The 14735-nt window shown below is 70.1% G+C and carries 14 protein-coding genes; 5 read left to right on the top strand and 9 right to left on the bottom strand.

The window, feature by feature from the left end:
- Window positions 1-41: 41 nt before the first annotated feature.
- On the bottom strand, window positions 42-1595 hold the full coding sequence (locus CEG14_RS11500) for an ABC transporter substrate-binding protein (RefSeq protein WP_256985659.1): 1554 nt from the start codon (window positions 1593-1595) through the stop codon (window positions 42-44).
- Window positions 1596-1745: 150 nt separating this feature from the next.
- On the bottom strand, window positions 1746-2474 hold the full coding sequence (locus CEG14_RS11495) for a GntR family transcriptional regulator (RefSeq protein ID WP_094826491.1): 729 nt from the start codon (window positions 2472-2474) through the stop codon (window positions 1746-1748).
- 228 nt (window positions 2475-2702) lie between these two features.
- Between CEG14_RS11495 and CEG14_RS11490 the strand changes: the two genes are divergently transcribed.
- The 3 genes from CEG14_RS11490 to CEG14_RS11480 all read left to right on the top strand — a co-directional run bounded on the left by CEG14_RS11490 (window position 2703) and on the right by CEG14_RS11480 (window position 5800).
- A complete protein-coding gene (locus CEG14_RS11490) occupies window positions 2703-3896 on the top strand; it encodes a pyridoxal-phosphate-dependent aminotransferase family protein (protein ID WP_094826490.1) in 1194 nt (397 codons plus the stop codon).
- 31 nt (window positions 3897-3927) lie between these two features.
- Window positions 3928-4983: a serine hydrolase domain-containing protein gene (locus tag CEG14_RS11485; RefSeq protein ID WP_094826489.1), complete on the top strand. Its 1056-nt coding sequence runs from the start codon at window positions 3928-3930 to the stop codon at window positions 4981-4983.
- Between the two features lie 136 nt (window positions 4984-5119).
- Window positions 5120-5800 (top strand): glutathione S-transferase, encoded by a 681-nt coding sequence (locus CEG14_RS11480; protein WP_094826488.1) that lies wholly within the window; start codon window positions 5120-5122, stop codon window positions 5798-5800.
- Between the two features lie 12 nt (window positions 5801-5812).
- Here the strand turns inward: CEG14_RS11480 and CEG14_RS11475 are convergent, their stop codons facing one another.
- Together CEG14_RS11475 and CEG14_RS11470 are read right to left on the bottom strand one after the other, a co-directional pair.
- Window positions 5813-6706 (bottom strand): DMT family transporter, encoded by an 894-nt coding sequence (locus CEG14_RS11475; protein ID WP_094826487.1) that lies wholly within the window; start codon window positions 6704-6706, stop codon window positions 5813-5815.
- Window positions 6707-6787: 81 nt separating this feature from the next.
- On the bottom strand, window positions 6788-7174 hold the full coding sequence (locus CEG14_RS11470; RefSeq protein WP_094826486.1) for a DUF423 domain-containing protein: 387 nt from the start codon (window positions 7172-7174) through the stop codon (window positions 6788-6790).
- A 203-nt stretch (window positions 7175-7377) separates the two neighbouring features.
- On the opposite strand from CEG14_RS11470, the gene CEG14_RS11465 reads away from it, so the two are divergent.
- Window positions 7378-7944 carry a GNAT family N-acetyltransferase gene (locus CEG14_RS11465; RefSeq protein ID WP_094826485.1) on the top strand — a complete coding sequence of 189 codons (567 nt, stop codon included), beginning with the start codon at window positions 7378-7380 and terminating at the stop codon, window positions 7942-7944.
- 72 nt (window positions 7945-8016) lie between these two features.
- On the top strand, window positions 8017-8847 hold the full coding sequence (locus tag CEG14_RS11460; RefSeq protein WP_373454191.1) for a MetQ/NlpA family ABC transporter substrate-binding protein: 831 nt from the start codon (window positions 8017-8019) through the stop codon (window positions 8845-8847).
- Window positions 8848-8863: 16 nt separating this feature from the next.
- Here the strand turns inward: CEG14_RS11460 and CEG14_RS11455 are convergent, their stop codons facing one another.
- From CEG14_RS11455 to CEG14_RS11435, 5 genes are all read right to left on the bottom strand, one after another.
- Window positions 8864-10120: an alpha-hydroxy acid oxidase gene (locus tag CEG14_RS11455; RefSeq protein ID WP_094826484.1), complete on the bottom strand. Its 1257-nt coding sequence runs from the start codon at window positions 10118-10120 to the stop codon at window positions 8864-8866.
- Between the two features lie 137 nt (window positions 10121-10257).
- Window positions 10258-11151 carry an archaetidylserine decarboxylase gene (asd, locus tag CEG14_RS11450; RefSeq protein WP_094826483.1) on the bottom strand — a complete coding sequence of 298 codons (894 nt, stop codon included), beginning with the start codon at window positions 11149-11151 and terminating at the stop codon, window positions 10258-10260.
- Window positions 11152-11305: 154 nt separating this feature from the next.
- Complete coding sequence (locus tag CEG14_RS11445; RefSeq protein ID WP_094826482.1) at window positions 11306-11824, bottom strand: hypothetical protein; 519 nt, start codon at window positions 11822-11824, stop codon at window positions 11306-11308.
- Between the two features lie 158 nt (window positions 11825-11982).
- On the bottom strand, window positions 11983-13485 hold the full coding sequence (locus CEG14_RS11440) for an aldehyde dehydrogenase (protein WP_094826481.1): 1503 nt from the start codon (window positions 13483-13485) through the stop codon (window positions 11983-11985).
- Window positions 13482-14726: a Zn-dependent hydrolase gene (locus CEG14_RS11435; RefSeq protein ID WP_094826480.1), complete on the bottom strand. Its 1245-nt coding sequence runs from the start codon at window positions 14724-14726 to the stop codon at window positions 13482-13484. Before CEG14_RS11435 ends, CEG14_RS11440 begins: the two co-directional genes overlap by 4 nt.
- Window positions 14727-14735: the final 9 nt, after the last annotated feature.

Below are 14735 nucleotides of genomic sequence, written 5' to 3'. Positions count from 1 at the left end.
GGTTCGGCGGCCCGGCGCCGCGCGCGCCGGGCCCCACGTGCTTACTTCCAGCTCATGTCCCAGAAGCGGATCAGCTCGTCGGAGTAGGGCTTGAGCTGCAGGTCCTTGTTGGCCACGTAGTAGGCCGGCAGGGTCCAGAGGGGCACCGCGTAGGCCTTGTCGGCGATGATGCCGAGCGCCTGCTTGTAGGCGGCCGCGCGCGCGGTCGGGTCGATGGTCTCGTCGCCCTTGTCGAGCAGGGTCTTGACCTGCTGGTCGCGGGTGATGTCGTCGTTGCCGAAGCCGAAGTACACCGGCGTGGAGGCGGACACGTCGTTCACCAGATTGGAGGCCCAGGTCTGGTGCGTGAGCGCGGCCTTGCCGCCACGGATCATGTCGCGCATCGCGGCGTACTGCAGGAAGCTCAGGCGCGGGCGGATGCCCACCGCCTGCAGGTAGTTGATGATGGCCTCGGTCTGGTTGCGTTCGCGGTAGGCCACCAGGTCGATGTCGAGACCGTTGGCGTAGCCGGCCTCGGCGAGCAGCTTCTTGGCCAGCGCCGGGTCGTACTTGTAGGCATGCACGTCCTGCGTGCAGGCCACCTGCGACGGCGTGCAGACCGCGTTGAGGATCGACCCGCCTTCGCCCACGATGTTCTTCAGGATGGCCTGGCGGTCGATGGCGTGGTTGATGGCGCGGCGCACGCGCTCGTCCTTGAGCGCCGGCTGCGGGGTGTTGTCGAGGATGTTCATCTGCATGAACACGATGCGCATGGTCTCGCCGTTGATGACCTGCAGCGTGGGCACGCTCTTGAGCTGTTCGGCCTGGTCCTTGGGCACGCTCATGATCAGGTCTTCGCCGCCCGAGATCACCTCGGCCATCTGCGTCTGGCGATCGGGGATGAAGCGGATCACCACCTTGCCGACCTTGGGCTGGGCCTTGGGCGAATCCTTGAAGTACTCGGTGTTCTTCTCGAGCGTGATGGACTTGCCGGGCTGGTAGTCGACGACCTTGTACGGGCCGCTGCCCACCGGCTTGGCGTTCATGCCCTGCGGGCCCACCTCCTGGTAGTACTTGGCCGGGTGGATCGCCACGGTGGTGGAGAGATATTCCTTGGCCGCGGGGAAGGGCTTCTTGGTGGTGAGCCGCACGTGATACTTGTCGATCTTCTCGACCTTGTCGATCCACGCCACGTTCTGCTGCGTGACCGCCTTGTTCTTCGGGTCGGCGACGAAGTTCAGCGTGTACACCACCGAGTCGGCGTCGAACTCCTCGCCGTTGTGGAATTTCACGCCCTGGCGCAGCTCGAACTCGAGCGTCTTGTCGTCGACCTGCTTCCAGCTCTTGGCCAGCTGGCCCTTGTACTCGTTGCTGACCGGATCGCGGTAGAGCAGGGTGTCCCACACGTTCGCCGCGATGATGACGCCGATGCGCACGTTGTTGTAGTAAGGGTCCACGCTTTCCGGCGCCTGGTCGTAGGCCATGCGCACGGTGTCGTCTTTCTTGGCCGCATGCGCGGCCGGCAGGGCGCCGGCCAGGCCCAGCGCCAGCGCGCAGGCGGTCAGCCGCAGCCGCGCGGCGCGGCCGGTGAAAGTGAAGGCGGGCGAGAGTGCCATGTTCTGATTCCCCATGATCCTGCCTCTGGACGAGGCCTGTGTGGTTGGACGAGATGCTGCCGGGTGCTGCGTGGAACTGCACTGCTGATATCTGTCGTCTCCGTGGCCGGCGTGGGCGCCGGTCCGCTGGATTGGGTACTGCGGGGCGGCTCAGCCGCTGGCGGGCGGCACGATGCCGTGGCTGGCGAGCGCGCGCAGCGCGGCATCGCACTTGCGTTGCAGGTGGCCGCGCATGATGGCGGCGAGCCGCTCGCCGTCGCGCAGCGCCAGCGCCTCGGCCATGTCGATGTGCTCGCGCATGGCCTGGTCCCACTTGGCCGGATCCTCGTTGGACGCGAAGCGCAGGTGCTGGATGCGCGCGTTCTGGGCGTCGTAGAGCTGGTTGAGCAGGCCGTTGTGCGCGGCCTTGCTCAGGCACGCGTGGATCTCGTGGTTCAGGCGGTAGTAGGTGGGCAGGTCGCGCCGCGCGTGGCTCGCCATCATCTCGTAGGTGAGGGCGCGGATCTCGGCGATCTCGGCGTCGGTGGCGCGCTCGCAGGCCAGCCGGCTCGACATCGCTTCGAGCCCGCCGATCACCTCGAAGGCCTCGCGGATGCGCTGCTCGGACAGCGCCACCACCTGCGCGCCACGATTGGGTTCGAGCTCGATCAGGCCCTCGGCCGCCAGCAGGCGGAACGCCTCGCGCAGCGGCGTGCGCGACACGCCGAACTGCTCGCACAGATCGCGTTCGTTGAGCCGCGCGCCGGGCGGGAACTGGCCCTGCACGATGCGCTCGCGCAGCGCCTGCGCCACGCTGGCGGGCAGCGTGCTGCCCGCGCTGCGGCGGCCGGGGGCGGCGGCGGCGGGATCGGCAAGGGCTGAGGGCGGCTCACTGCGCATTGGTATACCAATTCCAGCGGTGGGGAGCGGCCACTATAGTCCCGTGGACCGGCTTTGCATCATGCGTGAATACCCTGCATTCCCAGCGCGAAAACAAAGGCGTAGAGTGCTTGCGGACGATGTCCCGTCCGGCTCGGGCCTGCCTGCGCTCCTTGCGGAGTGCGGGCGGTTTGCCGCCTGCCGGTTGCTGCCGTGCTGTTGGTATACCAATTTAACGAGAGGCCACGCATGCTCGCCCTGAATCGCCATCCCTCCGGTCGCCATTTCCTGCAGATCCCCGGACCCACCAATGTGCCGGACCGCGTGCTGCGCGCGATCGACCAGCCCACCATCGATCATCGCGGGCCCGAGTTCGGCGAGCTGGGCCGCGAGGTGCTGGCCGGCATGCGCGAGGTGTTCCAGACCCGCGGCCCGGTCATCATCTATCCGGCGTCCGGCACCGGTGCGTGGGAGGCCGCGCTGGTGAACACGCTGTCCCCGGGCGACCACGTGCTGATGGCCGAGACCGGCCACTTCGCCACGCTGTGGCGCCGCCTGGCCGAGCGCCTGGGCCTGCGCGTGACCTTCCTGCCGGGCGACTGGCGCCACGGCGTGGACGCGGCCGAGATCGCCGCCGCGCTGCGCGCCGACCGTGCGCACGACATCGCCGCGGTCTGCGTGGTCCACAACGAGACCTCCACCGGCGTCACGAGCGACATTCCGGCCGTGCGCGCCGCGCTCGACGACGCCGGCCATCCCGCGCTGCTGCTGGTCGATACGATCTCCTCGCTCGGCTCGATCGACTACCGCCACGAGGCCTGGGGCGTGGACGTGAGCGTGTCGGGCTCGCAGAAGGGCTTGATGCTGCCGCCCGGCCTGTCATTCAACGCGATCAGCGAACGCGCGCTGGCGCGCGCCGAGCAGGCGCGGCTGCCGCGCGCCTACTGGGACTGGCGCGACATGCTGGCGGTCAACGACAAGGGCTACTTCCCCTACACGCCCGCCACCAATCTGCTCTACGGCCTGCACGAGGCCATCGCGATGCTGCGCGCCGAGGGCCTGCCGGAGGTCTTCGCGCGCCATCGCCGCCATGCCGAGGCCACGCGTGCCGCGGTCGAGGCCTGGGGCCTGGAGGTGCTGTGCCTGGATCCCAATGGCTACAGCCCGGCGCTCACGGCCGTGCTGATGCCCGAAGGCCATGGCGCCGATCCGCTGCGCAAGCTCATCCTGGACCGCTTCGACATGTCGCTGGGGCAGGGGCTGGGCAAGCTCAGCAACCGGATTTTCCGCATCGGCCATCTCGGCCACTTCAATGACCTGACGCTGTGCGGCACGCTGGCCGGCGTCGAAATGGGGCTGGCCGCCGCGGGCGTGCCGCACCGGCCCGGCGGGATCGCCGCGGCCATGGCGCGGCTGGCCGTCGCCGAGCCGCCGGCCCGTTGAGTCCGCAACTTTCTTCTTCAAAGGAAACCGCATGAACGACGCACTGATGCAGGAGGCGATCCAGTTCGCCGAGGCGCACGAATCCACCTGGGACCGCAGCGTCAAGGGCAACTGGGGCGTGCACGTGAACGATCCGCCGCCCTACAACCGCCTCTACGGCCCGGTGCACGACCGCGGCCCCAACAGTGGCGTGATTCTGCTCGACGGCAAGACGGTGGCGAGCTGGGGCGAGCCCGACCGCGCCGACCTGACGTTCAGCGTGGCCAAGATGTACCTGGCGCTGCTGGCCGGCGTGGCCCACGACCGTGGCCTGCTGCCCGACGTGAACGAGCGCATCGGCAGCCGCCTCGCGGGCATCGGCTTCGACGAAGGCCAGAATGCCGAGATCACGTGGCGGCAGCTGCTGCAGCAGACCAGCGAATGGGAGGGCGAGCGCTTCGGCCTGCCCGACCAGGTGGACCGCTACCGCGCCGTGACCTTCGGTGTGCCGCCCGACGGCAAGAAGGGCGACGCGCGGCCGCTGCAGAAGCCCGGCACCTACTGGGAATACAACGATGTGCGCATCAACCAGCTCTCGTTCGCGCTGCTGAACCTGTTCCGCCGACCGCTGCCGGAGGTGTTCCGCGAGGCGATCACGCGGCCGGTGGGCGCCAGCGAAGACTGGCAGTGGGTCGGGTACGACACCTCGTGGGTCGAGATCGACGGCAAGCGCATGCAGTCGGTGCCCGGCGGCACCCACTGGGGCGGCGGCATGTCGATCAGCGCGCGCGACCAGGCGCTGATCGGCCAGATGCTGCTCGACGAGGGCCGCGCCAACGGCAAGCAGGTGCTGTCGCGCGAGTGGATCGCCGCCATGCGCACGCCGGTCGACATCGCGCCGTACTACGGCTATCTGATCTGGCTCAACCACGAGCGCAAGATGTTCCCGAGCCTGCCGGCATCGAGCTTCTTCGGCGTGGGCGCCGGCAGTTCGTTCACCTGGGTGGCGCCCGAGCAACGCATGGTGGCGATCGTGCGCTGGCTCGACTCGGCCCATGCGGACGCGCTGTTCGGCCGTATCCTGAAGGCGGTGCAGGCGGGCGCCTGAGCCCGGCGGCAACCTCTCGCGGCCCGGCCGCGCGCGCGTTATAGTGGCCTGGAGGCGGGCCGTCCGGCGGCCTGCCTCCGACTCATCCGGAAACGTTGCGCGCGCAGCCGCCAGGCCGGCGCGCCGGGAGCGCATCATGCATGAATCCCGCGACACGGCGGCCCCCGCGGCCCCCGCCCACAACGCCTACGAACTGATCGGCTCGCGCGGCTGCGGTTCGGCCATCGTCGAGGCCGCGCTGCGGCTGGCCGGCGTGCCTTACACCCTCACCGACATTCCCTATCTCAAGCCCGGCCCGGGGCGCGACCGCCTGCTGCGGCTGAACGCCAGCGGACAGGTGCCGACGATGGTGCTGCCCGATGGCAGCATCATGACCGAAAGCGCGGCCATGATCCTGCACCTGCACGACGTGGCGCCGCAGGCGGCCCTGGTGCCGCCGCCCGGCACGGCCGCGCGGTCCCGCTTCTGGAACCTGCTGGAGCGGCTGGTCGGCTCGGTCTATCCGACCTTCACCTATGGCGACGATCCGGCCAAATGGGTCGGCCCCGGCGCGGCCGCCGACCTGTTGCGGGTCAAGGTGCACGACCGGCGCGCGCTGCTGTGGCAGGAGATCGAACGCCAGGCCGGCGCCCCGCATGTGCTGGGCACGTATTTTTCCGCGCTCGACCTGTACGTGGCGGTGATGACGCGCTGGCGGCCGGGCCCGGCGTGGTTCCGCTCGGCCTGCCCGCAGCTCTACGCGGCGGCCGAGGTGGCGGCGCTCGAGCCGCATCTGGCGGCCGTGCTCGACCGCCACTTCGATCCGCCGCTGGAGTAGCGGCGGGCGCGCTCAGGCGCGCTTGCGCCGGCGCCGGGCGCCGCCGGTCTCGCGCAGTGCGATGTAGAGGCCGCTGCCGGCGATGAAGAGCGCGCCCACGTAGGCCTGCACGTCGGGGCGCTCGTTCCAGACGATCCAGCCCAGCAGCGTGGCCCAGATCAGGCCGGTGTAGTCGAACGGCGCGACCACCGAGGCCGGGCCGATGCGAAAGCCCTGGGTGATGAGCGTCAGACCCAGCGTCGAAAACAAGGCCACGCCCGCGAAGTAGGGCAGGTGCTCGGCGGCCGGCGCGGTCCAGAACCAGGGCACCACCACGGCGCTGCACAGCAGCTGGCCGGCCACGATGTAGAACATGGTGGTGAGCATGCTCTCGCCGCGGCCGATCGCGCGCGCGGTGATCATCATCACGGCGTAGAGGAAGGCGGTGATGAGCGGCCACAGCGCCTCGACCTGGAAGCTGCCCGAGCCCGGGCGCACGATCACCAGCACCCCGGCGAACCCCGCGGCCACGGCCAGCCAGCGCGCGCCGTCGACCTTTTCCTTGAGCAGCAGCACCGACAGCGCGGTCACGAACAGCGGCGCGGCAAAGGCGATGGCGGTGTTCTCGGCCAGCGGCAGATGCGTGAGGCCGATGTAGAAACAGCTCGCCGACACGATGTTGATGGCGCCGCGCAGCAGGTGGATCAGCGGATACTGCGTGCGCAGGCTGCGGCGCCCGCCCAGCGTGGCCACCACCGCCAGCACCACGGGCAGCGCGATCAGCGCGCGCATGAAGAGGATCTGGATCGGGCTGTAGTGTTCGCCCAGCCACTTGGCCTGGGCGTCCGAGAGCGTGAGACAGAAGATGCCGCCCACCACGCAGAGTATGCCGGCAAGCGGAGTGGAGGTGCGAACTGCGGAGTCCATGGTCACCGAACACAGAAAGAGAACCGCGCGCCGTCGCCGGGCGCGCCATCGGCAGGAAGCGGCGCGTGCGCCGCGCGGGGGCTACAGGCCTTGCGCGGGACCGCGCCAGGCCGCCCAGCCCACCAGGGCCCAGGCCGCGAGAAAGGCGGTGCCGCCGATCGGCGTGATGATGCCGAGGATGCGGGTGCCGGTGAGCGCCAGCGCGTAGAGGCTGCCGGAGAACAGCACGATGCCGGCGAACATGAGCCAGCCCGCGATGGCGAGCTGCGGCGAGGCGAAGCGCGCACCCATCAGCGCGATGGCGAACAGGCCGAGCGCGTGGATCAGGTGGTATTGCACGCCGGTCTGCCAGACCGCCAGCATGTCGGTGCCGAGCGTCTGCTTGAGCCCATGCGCACCGAAGGCCCCCGCGCCCACCGCCACGATCATGTTCAGGGCGGCCAGGATGATGAGGGTACGGTCGGTCATGGATACTCCGGTTGCGAAGCAGGCGTCGGGTGTGCTGCGAAGCGCCTATGATAGCGTGCGAATCCGGGTTTGCCCTGAGTCCGCGTCATGGGCGGCCGCGCTGCGGCGCCGCCGGCATGCCGCGGTGGTGCCGCGCCGGAACTTCGTTTACGATCCGCGCCTCGGGCCGCGTTCCGCCGGCCCATCGGGCCCGCGCCGCCGATATGAGCTTTTCCCTGACCACCCCGCGGCTGTTGCTGCGCCCCTGGCGAGATGCCGATCTGCCGGCCTTCGCCGAGCTCAACGCCGATCCGCGCGTGATGGCATTCTTTCCCGGGACGCTGGACCGCGCCGGCAGCGACGCGCTGGCCGCCCGCATCCGCGCCAACCTGGCGCAGGAAGGCTTCGGCCTGTGGGCGGTGGAGGTGCGCGGCGGTGCCCCCTTCATCGGCTTCGTCGGCTTGTCCCGGCCGCGCTTCGATGCGCCGTTCACGCCCTGCGTCGAGGTGGGCTGGCGCCTGGCCCAGCCGTTCTGGGGCCTGGGTTTCGCCACCGAGGCGGCGCGTGCCGCGCTCGAGCACGGGTTCGACAGCGTGGGCCTGGCCGAGATCGTGGCCTTCACCACGGCGGCCAACCGGCGTTCGCGCGCGGTGATGGCGCGCCTGGGCATGCGCCACGATGCGCGCGAGGACTTCCTGCATCCGCAACTGGCCCCGCGGCATCCGCTCGCGCCGCACGTGCTCTACCGGCTGCGCGCCGCCGACTTGTCCTTGCCGGCCGCACGGGAATAGGCGTCGCGGCCCGCGGCTGGGGCACAATGCGCAGATGTCCCGCATGTGGCGGGGCGCCTCTCCGGGTTCGTCATGTCCTTTTCGTATCGCCGCCAGTTCCTGCGCGCGGCCGCCGCCCTGGCCGCCGCCGCGATGATTCCCGCCGTCCAGGCCGCCGAGCCCGCCAAGGCCGCCAGGCCGCTGACGATCGGCGTGATCCCCAGCGTGGCGAACGAGGCCACCGAGATCGCCATCGCCCAGGCGCGCAAGCAGGGCCTGGAGGTGAAGCTGGTGGAGTTCAACGACTGGGTGCTGCCCAACATCGCGGTGGCCGATGGGTCGATCGACGCGAACTTCTTCCAGCACGCGCCGTTTCTCGAGCTGTTCAACCAGCGCCGCGGCACCTCGCTCACGCCCATCGCCTATGGTTATTCCACCACCATCGGCCTGTTCAGCAAGAAGCTGAAGAAGGGCGACACGATCCCCCAGAATGCCACCATCGCGGTGCCGAACGACCCGGTGAACACCGGCCGTGCGCTGCTGCTGTTGCAGCGTATCGGGCTGATCGAGCTCAAGCCCGGCGTGGGTCACCAGGCCCGCATCGACGACATCACGGCGAATCCGCGCAACATCAAGCTGGTGCAAATCGAGGGCTCGCAATCGGCCCGCACCTTCGATGACGTGACCGCCTCGGTGACCTACACCACCTTCGCCAAGCACGCCGGCATCGACGAGAAAGACGGCCTGGCCTTCGACAACAAGGATCCGGAGGCGGTGCGCCGCTACGCGATCCGCTGGGTCACCACGCCCGCCAAGGCACAGGACCCGCGCCTGCTGCAGTTCATCCAGATCTACCAGCAGTCGCCCGAGGTGAAGGCCACGCTGCGCCGGCTCTACGGCGAGCTGATCGACTTCCCCTGGTAAGCGCGGCCCGGCGCGCTCAGCGCGCCGCGCCCATCGGGCCCATCAGCCGCAGCACGCCGGCATCGATCGCCGCGCACGACAACAGGCCGAGCATGGCCAGGTTGCGGTCGACCTCGTCGCGCAGCAGCCGGATGGCGTGCGCCACGCCGGCCTCGCCCGCCACGGCCGCGGCGTAGTTCATCGGCCGGCCCACGAACACGTAGCGGGCGCCCAGCGCCAGCGCCTTCAGCACGTCGGCGCCGCGGCGGATGCCGCTGTCCATCATCACCACCATGCCGCCGGCGGCCTCGGCCACGTCGGGCAGCACGCGCAGCGGCGACACGGTGCCGTCGAGCTGGCGGCCGCCGTGGTTCGACACGATGATGCCGTCCACGCCGTGCTGCCGTGCCAGCGCGGCGTCGGCGGGGCTCATGATGCCCTTGATGACCAGCTCGCCCTTCCAGGCGCGGCGGATGCGCGCCACGTGCGCCCAGTTGAGATGGTCGCGCGCGCTGAAGTCGCGCAGCACGTTGGCCGACAGGATCGGCGCGCCGCGCGTGGCGAACGAGTTCTCGAAGTGCGGCATGCCGTGGCGGGCGAGCGTGCGCAGAAAGGTGCCGGCCAGCCAGGCGGGATGGGTCAGGCCGTCCCAGGCCAGCCGCAGGCTGGGCTTGAGCGGGGTGGAGAAGCCGGTGCGCACGTTGTTTTCGCGGTTGGCCGACACGGGGATGTCCACCGTCAGTACCAGCGTGCGGTAGCCGGCCCGCGCCACGCGCTCGATCAGCGCGTCGATGCGCGCCGGGTCGCCGGGCAGGTAGGCCTGGAACCAGGCGCCGGGTGCGGCCTCGTGTACGGCCTCGAGCGGGATCAGCGACGAGCCGCTCATGATGGCGCCGATGCCGGCCGCCTGCGCGGCACGCGCCAGCACGATGTCGCCGCGATAGGCCGACAGGGCGCTGATGCCCATCGGCGCGATGCCGAACGGCGTGGCGTAGCGCCGGCCGAACAGCTCCACCGACTGGTCGCGGCGCGACACGTCGACCAGCACGCGCGGCACGAAGCCGAGCTCGGCGAACGCGGCGCGGTTGTCGTCGCGGCTGTGATTGTTTTCGGCGGCGCCGGCCACGTAGCCGTAGATCGGGCGGGGCAGGCGACGGCGTGCGGCGGCCTCGAAATCGTCCAGGCTCAGGATGCCGCGCAGGACGCGCGGAAGGCGGGTGGCGGCGGGCGCCGGCGAGGGCGCCGGCACGGGCGTCGGCGCGGGTGCGGCCGCGGGAGTGGGCAGGCTGGACATCGGAAGGCTCCGCAGAGTCGGAAAGTCGAGAGGCGGAACGGCCCCCCGGCAGTCCCGCATCCACACTCTACCCGCGCGGCAATGTCCAGAGAAAGCGAATAAAGTTGAAAACGCTTATTCGCTTTTGTGCGTGATGTTCAGACCACGTCGAGATGCGAGGGGAAATCGTTGGCGGGCAGGGCCAGCGTCTCGCCCATGCGGATCGGGCCGCGCACCGACGGCGTGTCGAGCCAGCGGACCTGCTTCGGGCCGAACAGCACGATGACCGTCGAACCCAGCAGGAAGCGCCCCATCTCGGCGCCTTTCTCGAGGTGGATCGGCGCCCGGGCGGGGGCGTCGTAGCGCACCGCGCGGACCTGGCGCTTGTGCGGCGTGACCAGGCCGGCCCAGACGGTTTCGACCGACGCCACGATCATGGCGCCGACCAGCACCAGGGCCATCGGCCCGTGCTCGGTGTCGAACACACAGACGACCCGTTCGTTGCGGGCGAACAGCGAGGGCACGTGGCCCGCGGTCAACGGATTGACCGAGAACAGGCGCCCCGGCACGTGGATCATCTCGCGCAGCGTGCCGGCGACCGGCATGTGCACGCGGTGATAGTCGCGCGGCGACAGGTAGATGGTGGCGAACTCGCCGCCCATGAACGGCGCGGCCCGTTCGCTGTCTCCGCCGAGCAGGTCGGTCAGGCCGTAGCTGTGGCCCTTGGCCTGGAAGATGCGGCCGTGCTCGATCGGGCCGAGCTGGCTGATCGCGCCGTCGGCGGGCGAGAGCACCGCGCCCGGGGTGTCGTCGAGCGGACGCGCGTCCGGCTTGAGGGCCCGGGTGAAGAATTCGTTGAACGAGCCGTAGGCCAGCGGATCCTCGACCAGCGCCTCGCTCATGTCGACCTGGTAGCGCCGCACGAAGCGCGAGATCATCCAGTTCTTGAGCTCGGGCGAACGGCTGTCGGCCATGCGGCCCATGGCGCGCGATACGAGGTGGTGGGGCGCCGCGTACTGGCTGGCGAGAAAGAGCTGTTCTTTTAGTGTCATAGGTGGCGGGCAGGCGGGGCGCGTGGGCGTGCGCACGGGGCGTGCGGGCGGCGGCGCACCCTCGGATGGGGTCGCAACGCGGGAGTGTAACTGCATATCGGCCCGCGTCGGACCTTCTGATGTAAGCGGGTGTGGGGCGCCCGGCGGCGCCCGCTCAGACCAGCGGATCGGCGGTCGAGGCGGCGGCGGCCTCGCGCGCGGCCAGCGCCTGCGCCAGGCTCTCGACCTGCACGCCGGGCGGCACCTTGGTCATGCGCTCGCGCTGGATGCGCATCACGCTGAAGCGCGCGCTGCGCACGGCGGCGTTCTGCAGCAGCACCGACAGCACGGCGCCCTTGTCCTGGATCCAGGTGGTCTTGCCGCGCAAGAGCTTCAGGGCGGCGTCGGCGGTGCCGAGCTTGTAGCTCATGCCATTGATGTTGGTGCTCGACTTGCCGTCGAACTTGGCCGCGTCGAGTTCGGTGATGGCGGCGGCGTCGAGGTTGCTGACGTCGTGCTCGACGCGGTAGACGAACTTGATCCCGCTGTGCGGGTCTTGCACCACGATGAGTTTGTCGGCGCCGGAGACGTCGGAGAACATGCCGACGACGATCGATTCAACGATCTGGTTGCCGCGCTGCTCCTCGGTATAGAGATGGATCGTGCGGGGGGCGGAGGACGTCTGGAGAGGCATGCAGGAAGCGCTCGTTATCGGATTTATGGCGCTCATTTTAACTGTTGCTGATTATTTCAAGGGCGCCGCAAAAGCCAGGAATAGCGTGCAAAACACCCCTTATTCTCCCGATTTGAGCGGGACGGCCGTCTCGCGGCGGACGGCCGTCCGGCCCCGGCTCAGCGCGCGGCCAGGCTGATCCAGGTGGTCTTCAGGTCGCAGTACTTGTCGAGCGCATGCAGCGATTTGTCGCGGCCGAAGCCCGATTGCTTGACGCCGCCGAAGGGCACGCTGATGTCGCCGTCGGCATAGCAGTTGACCCACACCAGGCCGGCGCGCAGCGCGCGCGAGAGGCGGTGTGCGCGCGACAGGTCGGCGGTCCAGAGCCCGGCGCCCAGGCCGTAGATCGAGTCGTTCGCCAGCGCGATCGCCTCGGCCTCGCTGCCGAAGCGCTGGGCCGCGAGCACCGGGCCGAAGACCTCCTCGCGCACGACCGAGTTGTCCTGCGAAGGGCAGTCCAGAATGGTGGGCTCGATGTAGAAGCCGCCGGTCTCGCCGCGCACGCGCTTGCCGCCCACGCGCAGCGTCGCGCCTTCGCGCTGGCCGGCCTCGATGCGTGCCAGCACGCCCTGCATCTGGCGCTCATCGACCATGGCGCCCATGGCGCTGTCGGGATCGAGCGGGTCGCCCGGCTGCATCGTGGCCGCATGGCTCGCCACGCGCGCCATGAAGTCGTCGTAGATGCTGTCCTGCACATACAGGCGCGAGCCGGCGATGCAGACCTCGCCCTGGTTCGAGAAGATGGCCAGCGCCGCCACCTGGGCCGCGCGGTCCAGGTCGGGGCAGTCCGCGAACACGATGTGCGGCGACTTGCCGCCGCACTCGAGCCAGACCCGCTTCAGGTTCGATTCGCCCGAATAGCGCATGAAGCGCTTGCCGGTGGCGGTCGAGCCCGTGAAGGCGATGCAGTCCACGTCCGGGTGCAGGCCCAGCGCCTGGCCGGCGCTGGCGCCCAGGCCGGGCACGACGTTAAGCACGCCCGCCGGCACGCCGGCCTCGGCCGCCAGCGCGGCCAGCCGCAGGGCAGACAGCGACGATTGCTCGGCGGGCTTGAGGATCACGCTGTTGCCGGCGGCCAGCGCGGGCGCGACCTTCCAGGCCGCCATCATGAGCGGGTAGTTCCAGGGCACGACGGCGGCCACCACGCCCAGCGGCTCGCGCGTGATCGTGGCGAGCACGTCCGGGCCGGTGGGGGCGATCTCGTCGTACTGCTTGTCGATGGCCTCGCCATACCAGGCGTAGCAGCGCGCCGTCTCCGGCACGTCGAACAGCAGCGCGTCGCGGATCGGCTTGCCCATGTCCAGCGTTTCGAGCAGGGCCAGCTCTTCGGTGTGGGCCTCGATCAGGGCGGCCAGGCGCAGCAGCACCTCCTTGCGCGCGCGCGGCGCCTGGTCGCGCCAGACGCCGGACTCGAAGGCGCGCCGCGCGCTGGCGACCGCCGCGTCGACGTCGGCCGCCTCGCAGGCGGCCACGTCGGCGAGAAAGCGCCCGTCGATCGGGCTGTGGGCGGCAAAGGTGGCGCCGGCGGCGGCGGCGCGATAGGCGCCGTCGATGAAGGCGCGGCCCTCGGGCCGCAGCGTCTCGGCGCGGGCGCGCCAGTAATCGGCATCGTGCAGGGTCATGCGGCTTCCTGGTTGGCGCGCGCCACCATGGCGTCGAGCAGCACGTTGCAGCCGGCCTCCAGGTGGGCGGGCTGCGCGTCTTCGATTTCGTTGTGGCTCACGCCGTCCTTGCAGGGCACGAAGATCATGGCCGTGGGCGTGACGCTGGCCATGTAGACCGCGTCGTGGCCGGCGCCGGTCACGATGTCCATCGCCGGCAGCGCGCGCGCGGCCGCGCCGGCGCGCACCTTGTCGACCAGGTCGGGCGCGAACGGCGTGGGCGCGAAGTACTGCACCTGCTGGATCTGCACCTGCACCGCGTGGCGCGCGGCGATCTCGTCGCACAGGGCCAGCAGCCGGTCGTTCATCGCGGCCAGCGTGTCGGCGTCCTGGTGGCGCAGGTCCACCGTGAAGCGCACCTGGCCCGGGATCACGTTGCGCGAACCCGGATGCACGTGCACCTCGCCGACCGTGCCGCGTCCGTGCGGCTGGTTGGCGTTGGCGATCTCCACCACGGCCTGCATCAGGAAGGTGGCCGCATAGAGCGCATCCTGGCGGATGTTCATGGGCGTGGGGCCCGCGTGCATCTCCATGCCGGTGACGGTCACGTCGTACCACCGCACGCCGAGCGAGCCGGTCACCACGCCCACCACCTTGTCCTCGTGCTCGAGGATCGGGCCCTGTTCGATGTGCGCCTCGAAATAGGCGCCCACCGGGCGGCCGCCGACCGGGTCGGTGCCGGCATAGCCGATCGCCGCCAGCTCGTCGGCCACGCGCTTGCCCTGGCCGTCGGTGGCGTCGAGCGCGACCTGCAGCGGAAACTTGTTGGCGAACACGCCCGAGCCCATCATCACGGGCAGGAAGCGCGAGCCTTCCTCGTTGGTCCAGATCGCCACTTCCAGCGGCGCCTCGGTCGTGACGCCATGGTCGTTGAGCGTGCGCATCACTTCCAGTCCGGCCAGCACGCCGTAGCAGCCGTCGAACTTGCCGCCGGTGGGCTGGGTGTCGATGTGGCTGCCGGTCATGACGGGCGGCAGGGCCTCGTTGCGGCCGGCGCGGCGCGCAAAGATGTTGCCGATCCGGTCGACCCGGATCGTGAGGCCCGCGTCGCGCATCCAGCCCGTCACCAGGTCGCGGCCCTGGCCGTCGAGCGCGGTCAGCGCGAGCCGGCAGTTGCCGCCCTTGGGCGTGGCGCCGATCCGGGCGAGGTCCATCAGGGATTGCCAGAGTCGCTGGCCGTCGATCGATATCGTGCTCATCATGGTCTCGGT

The organism is Bordetella genomosp. 1, assembly GCF_002261335.1.
Classification (GTDB): domain Bacteria; phylum Pseudomonadota; class Gammaproteobacteria; order Burkholderiales; family Burkholderiaceae_B; genus Bordetella.
Note: the sequence above shows the minus strand (reverse complement) of the source record. Positions and strands in the feature narration are given on the sequence as shown.